General features: G+C 40.5%; 12 protein-coding genes. 5 read left to right on the top strand and 7 right to left on the bottom strand.

Features of this window, described 5'->3' with window-relative positions; all coding sequences use genetic code 11:
* Positions 1–22: 22 nt before the first annotated feature.
* The 4 genes from betT to AAC388_RS00905 all read right to left on the bottom strand — a co-directional run bounded on the left by betT (position 23) and on the right by AAC388_RS00905 (position 5,071).
* Positions 23–1,990, bottom strand: a complete 1,968-nt coding sequence (gene betT, locus AAC388_RS00920; RefSeq protein WP_342371078.1) for a choline BCCT transporter BetT — start codon at positions 1,988–1,990, stop codon at positions 23–25.
* 166 nt (positions 1,991–2,156) lie between these two features.
* Positions 2,157–2,849, bottom strand: a complete 693-nt coding sequence (locus AAC388_RS00915) for an ion channel (protein WP_342371076.1) — start codon at positions 2,847–2,849, stop codon at positions 2,157–2,159.
* A 172-nt stretch (positions 2,850–3,021) separates the two neighbouring features.
* The gene (locus tag AAC388_RS00910) at positions 3,022–4,737 is read right to left on the bottom strand and encodes a cation acetate symporter (protein ID WP_005078627.1); all 1,716 of its coding nucleotides are present in this window, start codon (positions 4,735–4,737) and stop codon (positions 3,022–3,024) included.
* Position 4,738: 1 nt separating this feature from the next.
* On the bottom strand, positions 4,739–5,071 hold the full coding sequence (locus tag AAC388_RS00905; protein ID WP_016142785.1) for a DUF485 domain-containing protein: 333 nt from the start codon (positions 5,069–5,071) through the stop codon (positions 4,739–4,741).
* Between the two features lie 182 nt (positions 5,072–5,253).
* Between AAC388_RS00905 and AAC388_RS00900 the strand changes: the two genes are divergently transcribed.
* Both AAC388_RS00900 and AAC388_RS00895 read left to right on the top strand, forming a co-directional pair.
* Positions 5,254–8,751 carry a PAS domain-containing hybrid sensor histidine kinase/response regulator gene (locus AAC388_RS00900; RefSeq protein WP_342371075.1) on the top strand — a complete coding sequence of 1,166 codons (3,498 nt, stop codon included), beginning with the start codon at positions 5,254–5,256 and terminating at the stop codon, positions 8,749–8,751.
* Positions 8,752–9,140: 389 nt separating this feature from the next.
* Positions 9,141–9,908 carry a hypothetical protein gene (locus AAC388_RS00895; RefSeq protein ID WP_032006609.1) on the top strand — a complete coding sequence of 256 codons (768 nt, stop codon included), beginning with the start codon at positions 9,141–9,143 and terminating at the stop codon, positions 9,906–9,908.
* 39 nt (positions 9,909–9,947) lie between these two features.
* Here the strand turns inward: AAC388_RS00895 and AAC388_RS00890 are convergent, their stop codons facing one another.
* Positions 9,948–10,598 (bottom strand): response regulator transcription factor, encoded by a 651-nt coding sequence (locus AAC388_RS00890; RefSeq protein ID WP_002122041.1) that lies wholly within the window; start codon positions 10,596–10,598, stop codon positions 9,948–9,950.
* A 376-nt stretch (positions 10,599–10,974) separates the two neighbouring features.
* Here AAC388_RS00890 and msuE point away from each other — a divergent pair, with 376 nt between their 5' ends.
* Both msuE and sfnG read left to right on the top strand, forming a co-directional pair.
* Positions 10,975–11,712 (top strand): FMN reductase, encoded by a 738-nt coding sequence (gene msuE, locus AAC388_RS00885; protein ID WP_005066848.1) that lies wholly within the window; start codon positions 10,975–10,977, stop codon positions 11,710–11,712.
* 44 nt (positions 11,713–11,756) lie between these two features.
* Positions 11,757–12,869 (top strand): dimethylsulfone monooxygenase SfnG, encoded by a 1,113-nt coding sequence (sfnG, locus tag AAC388_RS00880; protein ID WP_046811789.1) that lies wholly within the window; start codon positions 11,757–11,759, stop codon positions 12,867–12,869.
* 94 nt (positions 12,870–12,963) lie between these two features.
* On the opposite strand, the gene AAC388_RS00875 is transcribed toward sfnG, so the two are convergent.
* The gene (locus AAC388_RS00875; RefSeq protein WP_005066843.1) at positions 12,964–13,377 is read right to left on the bottom strand and encodes a winged helix-turn-helix transcriptional regulator; all 414 of its coding nucleotides are present in this window, start codon (positions 13,375–13,377) and stop codon (positions 12,964–12,966) included.
* Positions 13,378–13,482: 105 nt separating this feature from the next.
* On the opposite strand from AAC388_RS00875, the gene AAC388_RS00870 reads away from it, so the two are divergent.
* The gene (locus AAC388_RS00870) at positions 13,483–14,025 is read left to right on the top strand and encodes a cysteine hydrolase family protein (RefSeq protein ID WP_336030545.1); all 543 of its coding nucleotides are present in this window, start codon (positions 13,483–13,485) and stop codon (positions 14,023–14,025) included.
* 41 nt (positions 14,026–14,066) lie between these two features.
* Here the strand turns inward: AAC388_RS00870 and acs are convergent, their stop codons facing one another.
* Complete coding sequence (gene acs / locus AAC388_RS00865; RefSeq protein ID WP_227062532.1) at positions 14,067–16,016, bottom strand: acetate--CoA ligase; 1,950 nt, start codon at positions 16,014–16,016, stop codon at positions 14,067–14,069.
* Positions 16,017–16,113 lie beyond the last annotated feature (97 nt).

Below are 16,113 nucleotides of genomic sequence, written 5' to 3'. Positions count from 1 at the left end.
GTCCTTTTTTTTACAGCTAAATTTAGCTTCGTACAATATTTAAGAAATATAGATGACGTTCATATTGATCGATAATGTCTTGAATTAAATCTTCTTGAGTCCAATCCATTACATCATAGTTCTGTCCACCTTCTCTTAAAAACACTTCGGCTTGGAAATATTGCCCATCTTCAGCTTCAGTACGTCCAATTAAAAAACTTGGTGGTACTGTTTCACGTGAAACAACTTTATAAATAAAATTAATTTCATTGTGATGATCGACTCGAAGCTGCATCCCATCCTCAAGTTGAGTAATTGAAACTTCTAAATGACGGCGTCTAAATTCATGTTTGATATTTTCAAACGCACGAGCTACTTGTTTTTCGATATATTCTCTAACCTCTTCTTCACTATGAGGATAGTGCATGATTAAACCTAGCCGCTGTTGCCAGCTTCTTGGATTATGAATGGCACGTGGGGTAATTCGAGCTTCCTGAATTGCTTGCATTTTCGTGACATCAAGATGCAATGCTTTTATTAATCCCCAACTCATGAACAGCATAACCACAGTAAATGGCAATGCGCTCATAATGATTGAAGATTGAAGCGCAGCCAAACCACCGACTAACAATAAAATAATGGCGAGTACAGCCATCAGTACTGTCCAGAACAAACGCTGCCAAGTTGGTGAATTTTCAGTTTTTGCAGTTAGATAGTCAGTAACGAGTGCCCCTGAGTCAGCAGAGGTCACAAAGAATAAAACGACTAAAACGGTAGCCAGAATATTCATAACACCTGACCAGGGTAAGTGTCCTAAAAACTCAAATAGAGCTACTGATGAGTCTTGCTGAACAGCCTGAATAAGAGTGTTTTGATGTTCATGAATAATGCTAAATAATGCAGCGTTTCCTAAAAAGCCCATCCAGATAATGGTAAAGCCTGTCGGGATGAGGAGAACCCCTACAATAAATTCTCGAATGGTACGACCACGTGAAACCCTTGCGATAAACATACCCACAAATGGCGACCAAGAAATCCACCAAGCCCAATATAAAATTGTCCAACCACCAATCCATCCATTCGGCTGATAAGCGTATAAATTGAATGTCATGGTAAAAAGGTTAGAGATATATTGCCCAGTGTTTTGAATAGTAGTCTGGAGTAAATAAATACTAGGACCAGCGATAAAAACAAAAACTAATAATATTAAGGCTAAGATTAAGTTTAGCTCTGATAAGCGTTTAACCCCTTTATCTAGACCTAAGAACACAGACAAGGAAGCTAAAATGCTCACAAAAATAATCAGTAATACTTGAATATGGGTGCTTTGCTCGACACCGAACAAATAATGTAAACCCGAGTTAATCTGGGTAACGCCAAACCCGAGAGAAGTTGCTACACCAAATACCGTACCAATGGTCGCGAATATATCGATGCTGTCGCCCCAAGGCCCATAAATCTTCTTACCAATGAGAGGATAAAGGGCTGAACGGGTCTTTAACGGTAAATTATGTCGATAAGCAAAATAAGCCAATGCCAATCCGACCACTGCGTAAATAGCCCACGCATGCAAGCCCCAGTGGAAGAAGGTCACCCTTAATGCTTGCTGTGCTGCCTCAATTGTCTGAGCATCTCCACTCGGTGGATTAACATAATGCATGACAGGTTCGGCAACTCCGAAGAACATGAGACCGATACCCATCCCTGCTGTAAACAGCATGGCAAACCAAGACCCATTATTATATTCAGGCTGACTATGGTCAGGTCCTAATTTAATTCGACCTATTGATGAACAGGCGATATAAATCAATAAAATGAGAAAGAAGGCTACAGATAAAACATAAAACCAGCTAAATGAATCGGTGATCCATTGTTTTAATTGCTGCGTTAGAAGTTCAAAAGAACTCGGGGCGATCACAACAACTGCCAAGAACAAAGCAATGATAATGACCGTACCAAAAAATACGTTAGGATTAACGTTTGCGAACCAACCTGGTTGTTTGGAAGGCATAACTCCTCCATGTTATTTTAATGAAAAGTGACAGGCATAAAGCCAATAAAGACATTCACAGAATGAACAAAGTTAAATCTTTCAATAGAGAAAGCCGATAATACTTTAAATAAACTTAAATAATATTGCAGTTACAAAGGTGTAAAAAATTAAAACACCTTCTCCTTTATTTGTCAGAATCTTTCTTTATTGGGTGGGCAATGTACTGTAGAGCAATTAAACGTGTGACAATCAAAGCGAGATACATCACGCCACAAAACATTTGTAGCATGGCTAAAACGCGTGCTGGTGGACTAAGCGGCATTAAATCAGATAAACCTGTTGCTGACTGTAAGCTAAAGCTCAGGAACAGTAGATCTAACCAAGTCTGCAAATGATGAACATTGTTTGGATTTTGGAAGCTAGCCGGAATCAATATCTGACAAATGTTGTAGAGGAATGCAAAGCCCCAAGCAAGCAAAGTAAAAACCGCGGCGGCTGCAAATAATTCATCTCTTGTTAAATATCTATCAGCAAACATATAACGAAATAAACCGTAAGCAGCCGAAAAGTAAGCTAGCGCTTCACAACTATGAGCAAATATCTGGATCGTTAAATTGCTATAGCCCAATAAAATAAAGACTGAGGATATAATCGCTCCACTGACAAAAGTTAATCCCAGAAAAGTAAACATTGGGGTTTGGCGAATGACCTTGGCAATAATAAGTAAGGCAAGCACTCCTAAAGCCCACGTTAGGGTCCGGTAAAATACATCATGAAAAGTGAGCATGGCCAAAATGAGTAGGATAAATTGCACAAGCAGCAACCATGCAGAAGGTAGCAGTCGAAAGCTCGCCCAGAAGTCCATAATAGATCGCATTTAATTATTTTCCTTTTTCATTATGTTTTGAATTATAGGAAATCATACTGTACAAAAAATAGGACAAACAAGTTGTTCTTTATTAAAGAGCTTCTTTCAATTTAATGTATGAGATCAACAAAAAAAGCCCCGCAGGGCTTTTAATGAAATAGATATTTAATCCATTTTGATTTTAGTGATCTGAGGCACCAGAAGCACCGATACCTGTCATTGAACGAACGTATTGGGCATCGAATGCAGCACGCTCTTTTTTAGCACGTGCAGAGTTGTCAGTCACCGAGAAGAACCAACAGCAAAGGAATGACAATGGCATCGCAAATAATGCAGGACCATTGAATGGGTTAACTGGTGTATCAGAGATTTTTAAAGTATCTACCCAAACCGCTTTAGACAGAACAATAAGTACTACCGCTGTTACAAGACCAACCACACCACCGATAACTGCACCACGAGTGGTTAAACCTTTCCAGAACATTGAAAGAACAAGAATTGGGAAGTTTGCACAACATGCCACAGAGAATGCTAAGCCCACCATGAATGCTACGTTTTGCTTTTCAAACAAGATACCCAAAATCATGGCAAAGATTGCTAAACCAAGTGTCGCAATTTTTGACATACGAAGTTCTGAAGCTGGAGTCGTTTGACCTTTCTTGAATACGTTAGCGTATAAGTCATGTGAGATTGCAGATGCACCTGAAAGTGTTAAACCAGCAACAACAGCAAGAATCGTTGCGAACGCTACTGCTGAAATGAAGCCCATAAATAAGTCACCGCCTAAAGCATCACTTAAATGCACGGCTGCCATGTTGTTACCACCAACAAGTTCAAGCTTGCCTGATACTGCCATTTTTGCAACATCAAGGAATTGAGGGTTGTTTGATACGAAAAGGATCGCACCGAAACCAATAATGAAAGTTAGAAGATAGAAGTAACCAATGAAACCTGTCGCAACCACAACTGATTTACGCGCTTCTTTTGCATCTTTTACAGTGAAGAAACGCATAAGAATGTGTGGAAGACCCGCTGTACCAAACATGAGTGCCAAGCCAAGAGACAATGCATCAATCGGGTTTGCGGCAAGTTTACCCGGACCCATAATTTTTGCAGCTTCTTCAAAGCTTACGCTGTGAACTTTACTGAATACTTCAATTGATTGAGTGAACATGTTGCTGAAGCTGAAACCAACCGCTTTCATTACCATGAATGCCATGAAAGTTGCACCACTGAGCAACATGACCGCTTTAATGATCTGTACCCATGTCGTTGCCAACATGCCACCAAAAATTACGTATGCCATCATTAATAGACCAACGATGACAACAGCGATGTTATAGTTCAAACCAAATAGTAATTTGATGAGCTGGCCCGCGCCTACCATTTGAGCGATCAAGTAGAATGCTACAACAACAAGCGAGCTCAAGGCAGCTAAGGTACGGACTGGTTTTTCTTCAAGACGGAATGACACTACATCTGAAAGGTTGTATTTACCGAGGTTACGTAAACGCTCTGCAACCAAGAATAAAACGATTGGCCAACCTACCATAAACCCAAGAGAATAAAGTAAGCCATCAAAACCCGAACTAAACACCATCGCGGAAATACCAAGGAAAGATGCTGCTGACATATAGTCACCGGCAATTGCCAATCCGTTTTGGAAACCGCTGATTCCGCCCCCTGCGGTATAGAAATCTTGTGCTGATTGAGTTTGTTTTGCAGCCCACTTAGTAATAAACAAAGTGAAACCAACAAAGATGACAAACATGATGATAGCGTGCCAGTTGGTAGCTTGTTGCTCTGCTTCACCTAAGTCCGGGCTCGCCATAGCAACAGTTGAATATAGCGATGCTGCTGCCAATAAGGCTTTCGCTTTTAATGAATTCCATTTCATATTAGTGTAATCCTTTCTCATGCGTGATGGCTTCAACTTCCTTCAACGCTTCTTCACTCAACTGGTCAAGGGTATTATTTGCGATATAGGAATACACGCCACACAGTAGGAAAGATAAAACGATAATTCCTAAGCCTAGTGGAATACCCCATGTCGTTACACCACCACTAAATGAACTCATCAAAAATTCTTTGTTGTAGCCAACAAGTAGCATAAAGCCCACATAAAGCACTAACATAATGATTGTGAGCGTCCAGCTTAATGCACTTTTTTTCTTGACCATTTTCTGAAACTTTGGATTGTGTAGAATCTTTTCTACTTGGCTTTGATCCATAACCAAACTCCTTGCCCTGTGCCCAACCTTGGTCACTTTTTTAATAGTAGTTTCTCATTATTCAAATTAGCAAAATTACGTGTAATTCGTAACTTAGACTTTGGTCGTTAAAATTTAATCAATTTATAGCTTTGTTCCTGCTTGGGGTATGATAGGCACAAGGTTTTAATCATGTAGGTCATATGAACAGCTGGCTGATTATTGGGGTACTCACACTTTATATAGCACTCTTATTCATTTGTGCTTTTTTTGGCGAAAAGCATGCTAGTCGCCTGAGTACACGTGGTCGGATGTTCCTGTTTAGTTTGACCTTAGGTGTTTACTGTTCATCTTGGACATTTTATGGTGCAACCGGAGCTGCCGTCCGAGAAGGTGTTATTTTCTTACCTATTTATTTAGGTCCGCTGTTATTTGTCTGGTTTGGTTACGATATCTGGCGACGTTTAGGCCGAGTACGTCAGCACCACGCGATTTCCTCAATTGCCGACTTTGTTGCTGCACGTTATGGCAAAAGCGGCGTATTGGCATCGCTGGTTACGATCTTGGCAGTTATTGCGATTATTCCCTACCTGGCCCTACAGTTACGTGCAATTGCCTTAAGTACATCAGTCATATTGGAGCAAAATGCTCATATTCATACGACTACCAATAGCGTTTTGCTTTTAACTAGTGTCCTTGCGATCTTGGCCATGATTTTTGGTACGAGGCAGATCGCGAATACCGAACAGCATGGCGGCCTCATGTTAGCCGTTGCATTTGAATCTTTTGTAAAATTATTCGCCCTAATCTGTGTCGCTTTATTTTTTATTTTTGAAGCACCTGCGAACTTAGTACAAGTCTCAGCCGACGTAAACCAAACCTTCCAAGAAGTACAGTTATTTGGGGTGCCTGAAACTTTCTGGATTCAAACCTTATTGGCAGGTCTGGCAATTATCTGTTTACCCCGTCAGTTTCATGTGGCTGTTGTCGAATTACGCGATGAAAAGCATATTCGTGGTGCACGTAAATGGTTTGCGGCTTATCTCATTTTAACGATTTTAGCTATTATCCCAATTGCAAGCTGGGCCTTGCATGCAGCGCCAAAATTCCTAACTGTGCCTGATGTGGCAGTACTCTCATTACCATTGAGTTATAACCAAGAGTGGTTAGCCCTACTGGCCTTTTTAGGTGGGTTCTCTGCATCAACAGGCATGTTACTGGTGTCATCAGTTGCATTATCTATCATGCTCAGTAACGACTTGATTATGCCCGCCCTGTGGCGTTTTAAGCTGCTATCACGTCACGATAAACATTTACCTAAAGTTCTTAAATTCAGCCGTCGTATTAGTATTGTCGCGGTGATGCTACTTGGCTTTTTATTTTTCCACTTCTTTAATGATATTAACCAGCTTTCAGTATTTGGTTTATTGGCATTTAGTGCGGTTGCTCAATTCGCTCCTGCACTAATTGGAGGATTGTATTGGCGAGGTGGAAGTCGCCAAGGCGTTTATGCAGGTCTTATTGTTGGATTCTTAATGTGGAGTTACACATTACTATTTCCAACCATCTTACGTAGTTTGCCAGAATCCTATCAAGAAACAGCCCAGAGTATTTTGCTTTTTGGCCCTTTGGGAATTAATGTATTACGTCCAGAGTCACTTTTTGGCTTTGAGTCATTTGCACCTTTAACCCACGGCGTTATTTGGTCACTCGGTTTAAATATTGTTTTATATATTTGGATTTCTAAACTTTACCGCCCAAGTGTGGCAGAACAAATTCAGGCAGAAAGCTTTTTTTATTACGAAACTAAGCCCCTGCCATCTCCACATACCTCTACCGATTTAACCTATTTACCGCACGATGCTGCACGTTTAAAAGTAGGCGATTTGTTTGCCCTTGCTAAAAGAATTACGGGTGAGCAACCCACAACACAAGCGTTCGAGAACTTTTGTGAACAAAATCATCTCACGCTCAACCCAAATAGCATCGCTAATGGCATGTGGTGGCGATTCACCGAACAATATCTGGCAGGAATTATCGGTGCAGCCTCTGCCCGTACTTTGCTCACTACAGCAATGATTAATAATGGTTTGGCATTAGGCCAAGTCGCCAATATTTTAGACCAAGCCTCGCAATGGCAACGTTTCAATCAAAACTTGCTGATGACCATGATTGACCACATGACTCAAGGGGTGAGCGTGGTTGATAAAAACATGTGTTTGGTGGCTTGGAATAACCAATATTTAAAACTATTTGGCTACCCAAAAGATTTAGTTTATGTGGGTTGTCCAATTGCCGATCTGATTCGTTATAACGCTGAACGTGGCGAATGCGGCCCCGGTTCAGTCGAAGAACATGTTCGCAAACGTTTACACTGGATGAAAGTCGGAAGTGCGCATGAATTTGAACGAATCCGTAAAGACGGACGCGTTATTCAAATGCGCGGTAATCCTATTTCAGGTGGTGGCTTTGTGACTACCTTCGCCGACATTACGGCTTTCCGTGCGAATGAGGCAATACTGGAAGCCCGTGTAAAAGACCGAACCCAACAACTTGCCGATGCCTTAACCGAGCAACAGCTCGCGCGCGAACAAGCCGATATGGCTAATATGTCAAAAAGCCGCTTTATTGCTGCGGCAAGTCATGACTTATTACAACCAATGCACGCTGCCCGTCTGTTTAGTACGGTTCTTGAACAAAGCATTGCGACCGAAGAAGATCGTCAAACTTTGCAACAACTTGACCGTGCTCTATATGGTGCAGAAAGTATGCTCTCTGCCCTGCTCGATATTGCACGTTTAGAAGGCGGCACCATACAGCCAAAAAGACAGCCTTATCCTCTGCACGATTTATTAAGCGACCTCGAACTACAGTTTAAGTCGATTGCTGCACAGCGAAATATTTCATTAAAAGTTCACGATGTATCATTCTGGATTGACACAGATCCACAGTGGATACGACGTATTATCCAAAACTTTGTGAGTAATGCACTGCGTTATACAGCCAAAGGCCGAGTGATTGTTGGTGTATTACGCTCAGCTCAAAAACCTGGACACATTCGAATTGGTGTCTGGGATACAGGTCCCGGAATTGCCGAAGAGCAACGTATTAAACTATTTCAAGAATTCGAACGCTGTGGGCATTTATCACCTTGGGGCGAACAAGGTTTAGGTTTGGGGCTTGCTATTGTGCAGCGTATGACGGGTTTGTTGAATTATCCAGTCCATGTCTATTCGCAACTCGATAAAGGCTCCTGCTTTATGATTGAGGTTCCAGTGGTAGAAGCTCCAAAAGTGATAACCCCAACCGTACAGGCAGTACCTTTAAAAACCAAAGCCTATCGGATTTTATGTTTAGACAATGATGAAACCATTCTTGAGGGTATGAGCAGCTTATTAGGTCGATGGGGTTATGAGGTTTTTAAAGCCACTGAACCTGAACAAGCACTTGAAATTATTCAAAAAGAGAATATTCAGGTCTGGCTTATCGATCAGCATTTAAACAACAACCAACTCGGTGTCGATTTTATTTTGCAAAATCGTCAATATGATGTTCCTGTTGCTTTAATTACTGCTGACTCTCATCCTGAGTTACCTCAACAATTGAAAGAACTGAATATTGTTTTACTCAAAAAACCACTTAAGCCAGCTTCTCTAAGAGCATGGTTATCGGGACTTAAAATTGCCAGTGAGGTAGATTAAGTATTTTCTCTCCCAAACCTTTTAATAAGTTTGGGAGAGATTTTTGGCAAAAATTATTGGCCTAATTTAAGCCAATAGGCAGAACTGCTCAAAAAGTCTACCTTTGTTGAGTAAATAATTGGCCAAACTTTCCAATAGCCCTTTTTCTATGGCAAAGCTCACCTTTTTTGTAAGTGAACACTTGTATACTTAGTTACAATTTCATAAGCTTCTGTTTTTTAAAATTATAATTAGATAAAAACAATCATATACGACTTTAGTCGTATTCTACTTGCATTCTTCATGACACATAAATATTCAAAACCAATTTATTCTATGTACAGCTATTTTTATAACCCATTTCCATATTAAGCACCCCTGCTCACGAATTAATGCAAAGGACAATTGCCATGAATATTTCTGATAACAGCCCACAAGGCCAACTTTCGTCTCAACAGTTTTATCGTCAATACAGTGCCAATGCTTTACTTCCTGAATTAGATTGGCAAAGTATTTTTCCCCACAGCAAGCTCAATGAAGCAAACATTAAAGCGTTAAATACAATTTATCAGTGCGCCGTCCCCCTCGCACTTAATGTATTTCATGATCTAAATTTTGATGTATTTGCACCTGCGGCTTATCATCCTCAAGGTTTAGGTTTATTTGATAAATTGGCTCAACAAGAAGAAAACTTTTTAAAAGTTCTTAGCGCTGAAAGTGAAAATCTTGACCATGACACACGTCATCAAATCTGGAGCATGCTACTCCGTGGCGGTGCTGTTCTGGTTTTCAAAGCTTGGCTTGGTCATGTCAAACTCGGCGAGAATCAGTTAGATATGACTCAATTTGATGAATTATCTGACTTACTCTTTATTAAAACGCACCCCGATCAACTTGCTGAACGACTCCATGTTGATGAAAAAGCAAAACTCGACCATATCTTCTTGATGTATGGCAATGATATTTTTCTTGATCGCTTCAACAGTCTAGAAACAGCTGCTTTGTTTGTTGATTTAGGCGTTTATGATGCAGCCTTCTTAAGCCTACGCGATGACCGCGTGGCTGAATATTTAAAAATGAAAGGCTATGTGACTCAAGAACAAATTGATGATTTGCAATGCGCGCTTAATCCATTGTACTGCGACAGCCTAACACCAAAGCAAGATTGCCTTGCTTAAGTGGCACACATAAAAAAGACCTCAATCGAGGTCTTTTTTTTAGATTTTCTTATCTTCAATATTTAATGCACTAATGGCCAATACGGCTTGTGTACGGTTTTGCACACCTAATTTTCTAAAGATAGCCGTTACGTGAGCTTTAATCGTTGCTTCTGAAACATCGAGCTCATATGCGATTTGTTTATTTAACAAACCTTCCGCAACCATCATCAACACACGGAATTGCTGAGGTGTTAATGATTGAATACGTTCAGCTAAAGCCGTTTCATCTGCTGCTCTCGGGTCAAGGTTAAGATTAGATGGCAAGTTCGGTGGCAACCAGATATCACCCTCTAAGACTTGACGAATCGCTTCGCCAATATGACTTGGATGAGCCGACTTAGGAATATAACCCATCGCACCATGTGCAATTGCACGCTGGATGATTGAAGTTTCTTCATGTGCGGAAACCACAATAATCGGAATAGATGGATACTGTGCTCGTACATAAACCAGAGCCGAAAAGCCTGAAGCACCCGGTAAATTTAAATCGAGTAATACTAGATCAGGTTCTGCCCCATTTTCCAAACGCTCATAAAACTCATCAACCGAGGCTGTTTCATGAATTTGTGCCTGTGGCAGGCTATAACGTACTGCTTGAATTAAAGCATGACGAAACAAAGGATGATCATCAACGATTAAAATATTCATAAGCGATTAAAGTAATCTTGAGCATAAGTATGGCCTATTGTAACCCTACTATTTAGATGAAAGATACGTTCATCTTATCCATTTTTATGCAAAATGTTGATAAATGCAGAACTTAGCCAAGATTTTCAGATGTTTTTTAACTTTTAATCAAAATTAATCTGTTTTTTATATAAGCTTCCTTTTTATTATAAAAAATATATCACCTATAATTATATAAAATAAAAACAGCAACTTAATAAAAAAACAAAGTATAAAAATCCACTATTTATCTTTTATATTTAAAACTGATAAGGTTGACCAATTTCGTTATTTTACAGTTTACCGTCGTTGTTGATTAATAAGTCCAATCTCTTGTTTTAGGCTTAGGAACCAAATTATGACTGGTATCACATCACCAAAACCTTTAAATATCGTTGCTGTTTCTGGTGGCTTAAATACCCCATCTAAAACGGAAAGTCTGGTTCAAGCCATTCTTGATGAATTATCAGAAGCAATCGATATTAAAGTTCACTTTATTAAATTAAGCGAAATCGGGCCTTTATTAGGCGGCGCATTTTATCGCAACCAACTTCCACAACGCGTACAAGATGACCTTGCAGCAGTTGAAGCAGCAGATGCTTTAATTGTAGGTACACCCGTTTACCGTGCTTCTTTTACAGGTCTTTTCAAACATTTCTTCGATTTTGTTGAACAAACTGCGTTGGTCGATGTACCAGTACTTTTAGCCGCATCGGGCGGTAGTGATCGTCATGCACTCGTACTTGAACATCAACTACGTCCATTATTCAGTTTCTTCCAAGCACAAACTTTACCAATTGGCGTATATGCGACCGATCGTGACTTTACTCCTGAATATACGGTGAAAAGCGAGCAATTATCAGATCGTATTACGTTAGCAGTGGCACGCGCATTACCAATTTTAGAATGGGCGCCAGCGAAAGGTAAACGTGCTGAAGTGGTTAAATCTAAATCACAGCAAGCAAATCAAGAGCTTGGTATTAACAAGCAAATTGAGCAAGAAGAAGTATTACCTTCAGCGGCTGTACCAGACCTTGATGCGGCAGAATCTCGTTTGCATCACAAGTCTGGCAAATCATTAACGCATGTTGCCTAAGTGCAATAGAGCTAAATAAAAAGAACGAATGGGGAGAGCGAACCATGACGCAATTACAACAACCAATTAAATTTGCTTATTGGGTACCAAACGTAAGCGGTGGCCTTGTAGTGAGTAACATCGAACAGCGTACAGACTGGAGTTATGACTACAATGTTCGACTTGCACAGGCTGCCGAAAACAATGGTTTTGAATATGCGCTCACCCAAATTCGTTTTACGGCTGGGTACGGGGCAGAAAACCAACATGAATCGGTAAGTTTCAGTCATGCATTACTAGCAAAAACTGAGAAACTTAAAGTCATTGCGGCTATTCTGCCCGGCCCTTGGAAACCGGCACTTGCCGCTAAACAACTTGCAACGATTGATTATTTAACTCAAGGCCGTATTGCGATTAACGTAGTGAGTGGCTGGTTCAGAGGTGAGTTTGATGCCATTGGTGAAGAGTGGCCTGAGCATGATGAACGTTATGTTCGCTCCGAAGAGTTTATTCGCACTCTAAAAGGAATCTGGACCACCGATAACTATAGTTTCGATGGTAAATACTACCAGTTCCAAAACTACACGCTTAAACCAAAACCTCTGCAAAAGCCTTATATCGAAGTTTTTCAAGGCGGTAGCTCACGTGCTGCACGTGACATGGCTTCTCGCGTGTCTGACTGGTATTTCACCAACGGCAATACTGTGGAAGAAATTCAAAAACAAGTCGAAGATATTCGTACTAAAGCAAAAGCCAATAACCATCATGTCAAAATTGGGGTAAATGCTTTCATTATTGCCCGAGATACCGAAGAAGAAGCAAAAGCGGTACTTCAAGAAATTATTGATAAAGCCAACACTGAAGCGGTAAATGCGTTTGGAGATGCTACACGTGAAGCAGGTGCTGCTTCACCAGAGCAACAAGGTAACTGGGCAAAATCAACTTTTGAAGACTTAGTGCAATACAACGATGGCTTTAAAACCAATTTAATTGGTACGCCGCAGCAAATTGCAGAGCGTATTGTGGCACTCAAAAATGTAGGTGTTGATTTGATTCTTTCCGGATTTTTACACTTTATTGAAGAGGTGGAATATTTCGGAGAAAAAGTTCTGCCGCTCGTTCGTCAGTTAGAACTTCAACAGGAAAAGGAGGTAGAAATCCAAGCTAAATCAGCCTAAAAAACCCCAGTTAAAACAGCGCAAGATAATAAAAACAATAAATTAAAAATAAAGAATTTATTGGCTCCAAGACTCGGCTTGGAGCCTTTATTTTTTAAGATTTTTCGACTTCTCGAATCACAGTTTCAACTGAGTAACGGCACCATTTTGAAAGTTTTTCGATAAATTCATTTAAGGCAGCGGGTTCAAAATGGCTGACAATCATATAGCAAGCATTGCCCATGACTTTAAAGCATTCATCGATTTGTTCATATTGCTTAACCAGATTTTCAATTTCTTCAAATGCGCGTTGTTCATTTAAATGCAAATGAATAAATTGTTTATGCGAATATTGCACGGCAATCGTGTAGTTTTTGATAACACCAGCATCCATTAACTGAGCAATTCGAGCGCCCACCGCCTGCCCTGTCCGATGGACACGCTGCCCAATTTCTTTATTTGTCAGGCGGGAATCTTGTTTAAGCAATGCAATAATTTTTAGATCGATCGGGTCTAATTCAATATTCATTTTTCATGGCGAAAGAAAACTGGCGGTAATGCTTTCATCCGACTATAGCCGATTTTTCAAGCAGAGAATAATCTTGTTTTATCTCATATCAACAAGAGTAATCTCATGAAACAAGCACTATTAGTTATCGATGTTCAAAATGATTATTTTAAAAATGGCAAAATGGAATTGGTTGGGCCAGATCAAGCACTAGAAAAAATAAAGCAGCTTGAACAATATTTTAACGAGAAAAATTTACCGATTATTTATGTACAACATATTAACCCACCACAAGCGAGTTTCTTTCAAGAAAATACAGATGGGGTTTTACTTCATCCTGAACTCAGTGCTGGCAGTGATTCATTAATCGTGACAAAACATTATCCAAATAGTTTTTTAGAAACCAATTTAGATGAGCTTTTAAAAGCACATCAAATTGAGCAACTCGTGATTACAGGCATGATGACGCATATGTGTATTGATTCAGGTACACGTGCAGCCAAAGAACTTGGCTACCAACCCATCTTAATTGCAGATGCAACCGCAACTCGCGATTTAAGCCATGATGGAAAAACTGTAAAAGCTGAAGACGTACAAACTGCTTTTTTAACTGCGCTGAGTACGTTTGCAAATGTAGAAAATACTGCCGATTTTCTAGCGAAATCTTAAATAAGGCTCAATAAAAAAGCCCCATTGGGGCTTTTTTTAAATTAGTTTTGCTTATCAGGATAAACCGTTGCAATTAACTGATCTACCACAGCAGGCTCAGCCAAGGTTGAGGTATCACCTAAACTATCTAATTCATTCGCTGCAATTTTTCTTAAAATACGGCGCATGATTTTACCCGAACGGGTTTTCGGTAATGCTGGTGCCCAATGTAGTGCATCAGGTGAAGCCACAGGTCCAAGCACTTTACGTACCCAGTTGATTAACTCTTTACGCAGCTCTTCCGACTCTGGGACACCTGCTTGTAAGGTCACGAAAGTACAAATACCTTGTCCTTTAATCTCATGTGGCATGCCCACCACTGCTGCTTCTGCGACTGATTCATGCGAAACAAGAGCACTTTCAATTTCAGCAGTGCCCAGACGGTGGCCTGAAACGTTCAAGACATCGTCAACACGACCTGTGATCCAGTAATACCCATCTTCATCACGGCGAGCACCATCACCCGTAAAATAAGTATTTTTAAAGGTCGAGAAGTAAGCTTCAATAAAGCGGTCCGGATCCCCCCAAATAGTACGCATCTGGCCTGGCCATGAATCTTTAATCACAAGGTTACCTTCAACCGCACCTTCTAGCTCATTACCCTCACCATCTACAATGGCAGGTTGGACGCCAAATAACGGACGTGTTGCTGAACCCGGTTTTAAGGCTGTTGCCCCCGGCAATGGAGCAATCAAAATACCGCCTGTTTCGGTTTGCCACCATGTATCAACAATCGGGCAGCGGCCTTCACCAACAACGTTGTAGTACCAATTCCAAGCTTCAGGGTTAATAGGTTCACCGACCGAGCCAAGTAAACGCAAGCTGCTACGGTTACTTTCACGTACAAACGAATCACCTTCTCGCATCATGGCGCGAATTGCAGTTGGCGCTGTATATAAAATAGAAACTTTATGTTTATCGACCACATGACCAAGACGTGCCCATGTTGGGTATTGAGGCACGCCTTCAAACATTAAGGTCGTAGTACCATTTGCTAGGGGTCCATAAATTAGATAACTATGCCCTGTAATCCAACCAATATCGGCTGTACACCAATACACATCATCTTGTTTTAAATCAAATACCTCTTTAAAGGTACTTGTCACATAGACTAAGTAACCGCCTGTGGTATGTAAAACACCTTTCGGTTTACCTGTCGAGCCTGATGTATAAAGAATAAATAATGGATCTTCTGCCTTCATCGGCTCTGGAGGACAGTTTGCATCCACTTCCATAATAATGAGGTGATACCACAAATCACGGCCCGGCTTCATTTCAATCGGGTTCGCATTGCGGTAAACCACAATCACGTTTTCAACACACTCAGTACCCGGCAACGCTAAAGCCAAATCAACATTTTCTTTGAGTGGTAATAGTTTTCCGGCACGTAGACTTGAGTCTGCGGTAATCACCAGTTTAGCTTGGCTATCTTCAATACGACTTGCTAAAGAATCTGGCGAGAACCCACCAAATACCACACAGTGAACAGCACCAATACGGGCACAAGCTAACATGGCAATTGCAGCTTCTGTCACCATTGGCATATACAGCACAACGCGGTCACCTTTACCAATGCCATATTTCTTTAAAACGTTGGCAAAGCGGCAAACTTCATCGTGTAACTCTTTATAAGAAACGATTTTATGACGAGAAGGATGGTCACCTTCCCAAATAATTGCAGGTTTGTGTGGATGTTCTTTAAGATGCCTGTCTAGGCAGTTTGCCGACACGTTCAACTCACCATCAGCAAACCATTCAATCTTGAAATTGTCTTTGTCAAAACTAGTATTTTTAACTTGGGTAAATGGCTTTATCCAATCGACAATTTTAGCTTGCTCTGCCCAGAATTCATCTGGGTTCTCGATAGAGTGTTGATAACGTTTAAAGTAGTCTGCTTCAACAGTACGAGCTGTTTTTTTAAATTCCTCTGGTACTGGATAGATCTCATTCATACGCAACTTCCTTGATCTTGTGCATCCCATCTCGAGACTGTGGCTATTATTTTACTGGATCTTATTTGTATGCCTTTTCAGTATGATGACTCTTTCA

Source organism: Acinetobacter sp. D009 (assembly GCF_038562025.1).
Lineage (GTDB): Bacteria > Pseudomonadota > Gammaproteobacteria > Pseudomonadales > Moraxellaceae > Acinetobacter > Acinetobacter pittii.
The sequence above is the reverse complement of the archived record's forward strand: the minus strand, read 5'-3'. Positions and strand labels throughout refer to the sequence as shown.

Coding starts and splice junctions, on each gene's coding strand:
- AAC388_RS00905 (WP_016142785.1), bottom strand. CDS start 5,071: ATGGATCAAAGCCAAGTAGAAAAGATTCTACACAATCCAAAGTTTCAG.
- msuE (WP_005066848.1), top strand. CDS start 10,975: ATGACTGGTATCACATCACCAAAACCTTTAAATATCGTTGCTGTTTCT.
- AAC388_RS00915 (WP_342371076.1), bottom strand. CDS start 2,849: ATGCGATCTATTATGGACTTCTGGGCGAGCTTTCGACTGCTACCTTCT.
- AAC388_RS00875 (WP_005066843.1), bottom strand. CDS start 13,377: ATGAATATTGAATTAGACCCGATCGATCTAAAAATTATTGCATTGCTT.
- acs (WP_227062532.1), bottom strand. CDS start 16,016: ATGAATGAGATCTATCCAGTACCAGAGGAATTTAAAAAAACAGCTCGT.
- AAC388_RS00870 (WP_336030545.1), top strand. CDS start 13,483: ATGAAACAAGCACTATTAGTTATCGATGTTCAAAATGATTATTTTAAA.
- betT (WP_342371078.1), bottom strand. CDS start 1,990: ATGCCTTCCAAACAACCAGGTTGGTTCGCAAACGTTAATCCTAACGTA.
- AAC388_RS00895 (WP_032006609.1), top strand. CDS start 9,141: ATGAATATTTCTGATAACAGCCCACAAGGCCAACTTTCGTCTCAACAG.
- sfnG (WP_046811789.1), top strand. CDS start 11,757: ATGACGCAATTACAACAACCAATTAAATTTGCTTATTGGGTACCAAAC.
- AAC388_RS00900 (WP_342371075.1), top strand. CDS start 5,254: ATGAACAGCTGGCTGATTATTGGGGTACTCACACTTTATATAGCACTC.
- AAC388_RS00910 (WP_005078627.1), bottom strand. CDS start 4,737: ATGAAATGGAATTCATTAAAAGCGAAAGCCTTATTGGCAGCAGCATCG.
- AAC388_RS00890 (WP_002122041.1), bottom strand. CDS start 10,598: ATGAATATTTTAATCGTTGATGATCATCCTTTGTTTCGTCATGCTTTA.